The organism is Spirillospora sp. NPDC048819 (genome assembly GCF_040650055.1).
GTDB lineage: Bacteria > Actinomycetota > Actinomycetes > Streptosporangiales > Streptosporangiaceae > Spirillospora.
Map to the genome: position 1 here is coordinate 23,215 of NZ_JBEZGN010000066.1, position 6,459 is coordinate 29,673.

Sequence of the window (6,459 nt, forward strand, 5' to 3'; positions counted from 1 at the left end):
CCTCGAGGTGACCCGGCAGTGGTCACCGGAGAATCAGTTCCGCTTGGACATTTCCCTACCTGCGTGTTCGGCTGGACGGGGCCTCTCCGGGGAAGGCCGCGATCATGGGTCCGGAATCCCTGTTCATCGTCGGCCTGGCCATCACGGCCGTGGTACTGCTCTCCCGGGCCCTGGCCGCGCGTATAGGGGTGCCCGACGCGATCCTTCTCGTCGTACTCGGCGCAGCGGCGGCGTTCCTGCCCGGTATGCCCGAGATCGAGCTGCCACCGGAAGTGGTGCTGCTGGGCTTCCTGCCTCCGCTCGTCTACTACGCCGCCTTCTTCAGCGCCCCGCGCGAGGCGAAGGCGGATGCCGTGCCGATCACGGCGCTCGCGATCGGCCTGACGACGGTGACCACCCTCGCAGTCGCCGCGGTCCTGCGGTGGATCCTGCCCGACCTGGGCTGGGCGGCCGCCATCGCCCTCGGCGCCGCCGTCGCCCCCACCGACCCCGTCGCCGCGATCTCGATCATGAAGCGGCTGAACGCGCCGGGCCGGATCGTGACCATCGTCGAAGGGGAGAACCTCATCAACGACGCCGTCGCGCTCACCGCCTTCGTGCTGGCCGTCGAGGCGCTGACGACGCCCTTCACCGTCGGCCACGGCATCGCGCGGCTGGCCGAGGTCGTCGCCGGCGGTGTGGCGTACGGCCTCGCGGTGGGTTTCATCGCGTCCCGCCTCCGCCGCCGGATCCGCGATCCCGGCAGCCAGATCATCGTGTCCCTGCTGACGCCGTACCTCGCGTTCGTCCCGGCCGAGGAGCTCGGCTTCTCCGGGGTACTCGCCGCCGTCTGCGCGGGCTTCTACCTCGGCACCCGCGGAGAGGGCATGCTCCAGCCGGCGTCCCGGCTGCCCGGGCAGCTGTTCTGGCAGGTGCTGGTCTTCCTCCTGGAGTCGGCGCTGTTCGTGCTGCTCGGCCTTGAGATACGCGTCATCGTGCGCGGGCTGACCGGCGCGGCATGGTCGTCGGCGATCCTCGGCGCGGTGGCGGTCACGGCCGTCATCGTGGCCCTGCGGCTGGCCTGGACGCAGTTCGTCTTCCCGCTCTCCCGGTACCTGCCCGGCCGGCACATCGCCTTCGACCATCTGCCCTGGCGCGACCGGCTCGTGATCGGCTGGAGCGGCATGCGAGGCGCGATCTCACTGGCGATCGTGCTGTCCCTGCCCGTGTCCGCACCGGGCCTGCCGCCGGACCGGCGCGGCGAGCGGCTCTTCGTGATCGGCGCCGTCGTGTTCATCGCCCTGATCGGGTGTGCGACCACGCTGCCCGGCCTGCTGAGACGGCTCGGCCTGGCCGAGTCCGACCAGGTCCGGATCGAGTACCAGGAGGCGCGGAAGGCCGTAGTGGACGCCGCCCTGGCACGGCTCGACGAGCTCATCGAGAACGGCGAGGTCGACGATCGCACCGCCAGGACCTTCCGCCAGCTGTACGAGGATCTCCTGGACCAGATTCGCACCGAGTTCGGCGAGGACCTCGACGAGGAGGTCACCGACGTCCTCGGCCTCCGCCGCGAACTGGTGCGGACGCAGCGCGAGAAGCTGCGCCGGCTCTACTCCAAAGGCAAGATCAGCGCCGAGGTCCTGCGGGCCGTGGACCGATGGCTCGATCTCGAGGACCCCGACATCCGGGAAGTCGGCTGACCGGGAGCCGCACCCTCCCGGACCTGTCAACTCTGAGGATGTGCCGGACCGGCCGGACGGGCAACGTCGCAAATCAGAGAACGTCCAACGAGAGGATCAGACGATGGCACTGCCCAGCATCCGCCGCCCCGGAGACACGATGCTCAACCCGAGGCCACGGGCGTTCGACCCCCTCTACGAGCAGATGGAACAGCTGGTCAACGCGGTTTTCGCCGGTACCGCCACGGAGATGCCCTGGGCGCCCGCGGCGGACGTGAGCGAGACCGACGACGCCTACGTGATCGAGACCGAACTTCCCGGCCTGAAGAAGGACGAGATCGACGTATCGCTGCACGACCGGGAGCTGACCATCACCGGGGAGGTCAAGGAGCAGGAGAGTCGTGGGCTGCGGCACCGCAAGCAGCGGCGCACCGGCCGGTTCGAGTACCGCGTGTACCTGCCCGGTGACATCGATGCCGAGCGGGTCGACGCGAACCTCGGCGACGGCGTGCTCACCGTGACGGTCCCCAAGGCCACGACCGAAAAGGACCGCCACATCGAGGTCAAGGGCTGACCCGTACGGCGCACGCCGCCCACACCCGCGGGAGAGGCCGATGATCGTCCGTTGCGAGCACTGCGGCACGAAGAACCGTGTGCCGGCCGCCGCCGACGGCAGTCCAGTCTGCGGCAATTGTCACCGGCCGCTCCCGTGGATCGCAGACGCCGGAGACGAGGACTTCACCGAGGTTGCCGAACGCTCCTCGGTCCCGGTCATCGTCGACCTGTGGGCGGCCTGGTGCGCGCCGTGCCGCACGGTCAGCCCGGTACTGGAGCGCATCGCCCACGAGATGGCCGGGCGGCTGAAGCTCGTGAAAATCGACATCGACCGGGCGCCGAAGATACAGGAGCGCTTCGCCGTGCGTGCCGTTCCCACGCTGCTGCTGATGCGCGACGGGAAGGTGATCGACCGGAGAGCGGGCGCCGTATTCGCCGGTCCGCTCCGAACGTGGGTGGGGGAAGCCCTTGGAAGAGACACCTGATCTGTACGGCGCCTACCCCCGACTCGACCGGGAGCAGATCGGGCTGGTCGCGGCATACGGAGAACGACGCCCGACCCGCCGCGGCGACGTCCTCTTCTCGGAAGGAGACTGTGACTACGACTTCTTCCTGCTCGTGTCCGGGACGGTGGCGATGCTCGACAAGGGCGAGATCATCCGAATGCACGGACCGGGACGCTTCCTCGGCGAGCTCGGCCTGCTGACCGGTCAGCCCCCGTTCCTCACCGCCCGCGTCGAGGAACCCGGTGAGGTGATCGCGGTGCCGCCACGACGGCTGCGCGAGCTGGCCGGCCGGGAACTCTGGTTCGGCGACCTCGTCCTGCGCGCGTTCCTCATCCGGCGCTCCCTGCTCATTGAGCACGGCGCCGGGCTGCGGATCATCGGCTCGCGCTTCTCTCCCCGCTGCCTGCGACTGCGCGACTTCGCCGCGCGCAACCGACTGCCGCACCGGTGGATCGACGTCGAGGACGACGAGGACGCCGAATCACTGCTCATGGAGCTCGGCGTACCGGCGTCGGAAACACCCGTCGTGATCCTGAACGGTGAGCGGGTGCTGCGCAATCCGGGCGACGACGAACTCCTCCGGCTGCTCGGGCTACCGCCACCGGCACCGGCCCCCTCGGCGCACGACATGCTCGTCATCGGCGCGGGCCCCGCCGGGCTGGCCGCGGCCGTGTACGGCTCCTCGGAGGGGCTGGACACGATGGTCGTCGATGCCATCGCCACCGGAGGGCAGGCCGGGACGTCGTCCAAGATCGAGAACTACCTCGGTTTCCCCGCCGGCATCTCGGGTGCGGAGCTGACCGAACGGGCAGTCATCCAGGCAAGAGAATTCGGGGCCAAACTTCACGTGCCCGGTGCCGCCACGGGGCTGCGGGCGGGCAACGGCCGGTACACCGTCGACCTCGACGGAGGCGGCGAACTGTCCGGCCGCACGGTCGTCATCGCGACCGGCGCCCACTACCGCCGGCTGGACGTCCCGCACCTGGACGACTACGACGGTGCCGGCGTGTACTTCGCGGCCACCCAGGTCGAGGCGCTGCACTGCCGGGACGTGCCGGTGGCCATCGTCGGCGGCGGCAACTCGGCGGGTCAGGCGGCCGTCTTCCTGGCCCGGCACGCCACCCGCGTGTTGCTCTTCGTCCGGGGCGCAGATCTCGGCGAGAACATGTCGCGCTACCTCATCGACCGGATCGAGCACTGCCCCGAGATCGACGTGTTCCTGCACACCGAGATCCGTGAACTGCACGGTCACGATCTCCTGGAGGAAGTCGTCACGAAGAACAACCGGACCGGAGAAGTCCGCCGCTTCAAGGTACGCGCATTGTTCGTCTTCATCGGAGCCGACCCCTGCGTCGCCTGGTTGTCCGGCACGGTCGACCTCGATGACAAGGGATATGTGCGCACCGGCGGCCCACAGGCCCTGCCGCTGGAGACCAACCTCCCCGGCGTGCTGGCCGCGGGTGACGTGCGGAGCGGCTCGGTCAAGCGGGTCGCCTCTGCGGTGGGAGAGGGAGCGATGGCCGTCCGCCTGGCGTTCGAGCGCCTGAATAAATGACCGGCCGTCCGGGGCATGAGATGAGCGGCGACCAGCGGATACGTGCGGCGGCCCGCACTGCCGTCACGCCGGTGCGAGTGCGACTGAAGCGGCTGCGCACACAGCCCACGGCCATCGTGATCGCCCGCCTCACCGTGACAGCGGTTCTTGCATTTCAATTCGCGTCATGGCTGCCCGCTACCAGCCCAAGGCCCGTACTCGCCCCTCTGACCGCACTCCTCGTCGTCCAGGTCACGCTGTACCAGACCATCCACCATGTCTGGCAACGCGTCGTCAGCGTCGTCGTCGGTGTGATGGTCGCAGCACTGCTGTCCAGCCAGCTGGGATTCAGCTGGTGGAGCCTGGGCCTGGCCATCACGGCCGCACTGATCTGCGGATTCGTAATGCGGCTCGGCAACTACATCCTCGAGGTGCCGATCAGCGCCATGCTCATCCTGTCCCTCGAAACCGGCGCCGCGGCCACGGGGCGGATCGTGGAGACCCTCGTCGGCGCGCTCACCGGCCTGGTCGCCGGGATCCTGACCTCGCCCATCAAGATCCAAGCAGCCGAGGAGGCGCTGGAGGACCTCAGCGGCACCATGGCCCGTCACCTCCACGACATCGCCGACGCGGTGGAAAAACGCCCCGAGCCACACACTTTCGACGAATTGCTCTCCCAGGCCCGCTCTCTCACCCGCGAAGTTCAACGCGTGGACGGCGAACTCGTACACGCCGAGGAGAGCATCCGCCTCAACCCGCAGGGCGTCGGAATGCTGCGGTCAATGGTGGCGTTGCGGGAGACCTTGGTCGCACTGGAACACTGCGGAGTCACCATCCGCGGCCTCGCACGCTGCCTCGCCGACCACGCCAACGAACCTGAGCAGTGGCGCGAGGACCCCCTGTCCAAGAGCGAAACCCGCGCCCTGCTGGCCACGACCATGAGACACCTGGCCTCGGCGCTGGGCACCTACGGGCGAATGCGCCGGCAGCAGTTCGCCACAGGAAACACCGACCTCGAGGACCCGCTCGCCTCCCACCTGGACGCCGCGCGGGAAGAGCGCGTCAAGTTGACCGAGATGCTGCGGGCCGACAGCCCCGACTGGCCGCTCCATGGTGAGCTCCTCGTCCACCTGGACCGCCTGAGAAGCGAACTGGAGTCCGGGCGACGAACGCGAGCGGCAAGGCGCCCGAGTCGCCGACTCCACATTCCCAAGCCTTCGCCGCCCGCCACGCTCAGCCCGATCCGGCGGCGAACCGACCTTCGTCGAATACGCTCCTGACCCGCACTCGCCGTCGACAAGTCGTCGAGCGCCCTTCGACAGGGAGCGTCGTTCAGGCCACTGTCGAGCCCAACGAGATCAGTTTGCCGAAGGTGAGCCGTACCGGCTTCTGTGACGAGGTCCAAGGCTGTCGTGCAGGAGTGGACGTAGCGGGTGGCGTTGTTTCGCCTGGGGTGGTCCGGTGGAGCGCACGATGGTCGGATGGGACGTGTTCGAGGTGCTGGTGGCGTGTACCGCCGGTGTGGGTGTGAAGATCGGGTTTCGGGCCGGGCGGTGGGTGGCAGATGCCCCCGGCTGGCGATGGAGCGGAGCCACGGGAGCTGGTATCTGCGGCTGGAACTGGGAAGCGGTCCGGGCGGGATCCGTCGGCGGGTTCGGCGGGGCGGGTTCCTCACCCGGAAGGCGGCTGAGGAGGAGTTGCGTCGGTTGCGTGGGCCGGCGGGCAGTGCGTTGACGGTGGCGGAGTGGCTGGGGCGGTGGTTGGCGAACCATCCGGGTGCGGCGTCGACGGTGGCCGGTTACGCCGATCACGTGGAGCGTTATCTGGAGCCGTTGCTGGGTGATCTGCTGGTGGCGGAGGTGTCGGTCGGGCAGGTGGAGCGGATGCTGGCCACGATCGCGCACGACCACGAACAGAGGGGGCGGCCGGTTACGGCGGCGACGCTGCACCGGATTCGGGCGACGTTGCGTGCGGCGATGAATGCTGCGCTGCGGGCGGGGTTGATCGAGGAGAACCCGGCGTCGCTGGTGGTGCTTCCATCGGCGCGGCGGCCGCGTGCGGTGGTGTGGACTGCGGGTCGGGTCGAGCAGTGGCGGCGGACGGGGGAGCGCCCGAGCGTGGCGGTGTGGACGGTCGCGCAGACCGCGCAGTTCCTCAACGGCATCCGAAGCCATCGGCTGTACGCCGCCTACCACCTCATCGCGCT

At 69.1% G+C, this 6,459-nt stretch carries 5 protein-coding genes and 1 pseudogene; all 6 read left to right on the forward strand.

The annotated features are described in order from the left end of the window. The first annotated feature begins 104 nt into the window (after positions 1–104). Positions 105–1,679 (forward strand): Na+/H+ antiporter, encoded by a 1,575-nt coding sequence (locus AB0C35_RS44380; protein WP_358470137.1) that lies wholly within the window; start codon positions 105–107, stop codon positions 1,677–1,679. A 103-nt stretch (positions 1,680–1,782) separates the two neighbouring features. Next, the gene (locus AB0C35_RS44385; RefSeq protein ID WP_358470140.1) at positions 1,783–2,232 is read left to right on the forward strand and encodes an Hsp20/alpha crystallin family protein; all 450 of its coding nucleotides are present in this window, start codon (positions 1,783–1,785) and stop codon (positions 2,230–2,232) included. A gap of 79 nt (positions 2,233–2,311) precedes the next feature. Beyond that, positions 2,312–2,698 carry a thioredoxin gene (gene trxA, locus AB0C35_RS44390; protein WP_358470143.1) on the forward strand — a complete coding sequence of 129 codons (387 nt, stop codon included), beginning with the start codon at positions 2,312–2,314 and terminating at the stop codon, positions 2,696–2,698. After that, the gene (locus AB0C35_RS44395; protein WP_358470146.1) at positions 2,682–4,274 is read left to right on the forward strand and encodes an FAD-dependent oxidoreductase; all 1,593 of its coding nucleotides are present in this window, start codon (positions 2,682–2,684) and stop codon (positions 4,272–4,274) included. The genes trxA and AB0C35_RS44395 overlap by 17 nt, the downstream gene beginning before the upstream one ends. Positions 4,275–4,294: 20 nt before the next feature. Continuing rightward, positions 4,295–5,533 (forward strand): FUSC family protein, encoded by a 1,239-nt coding sequence (locus AB0C35_RS44400; RefSeq protein ID WP_358470149.1) that lies wholly within the window; start codon positions 4,295–4,297, stop codon positions 5,531–5,533. Positions 5,534–5,989: 456 nt separating this feature from the next. Continuing rightward, a pseudogene (locus tag AB0C35_RS44405) lies at positions 5,990–6,459 on the forward strand (site-specific integrase); the annotation flags it as partial.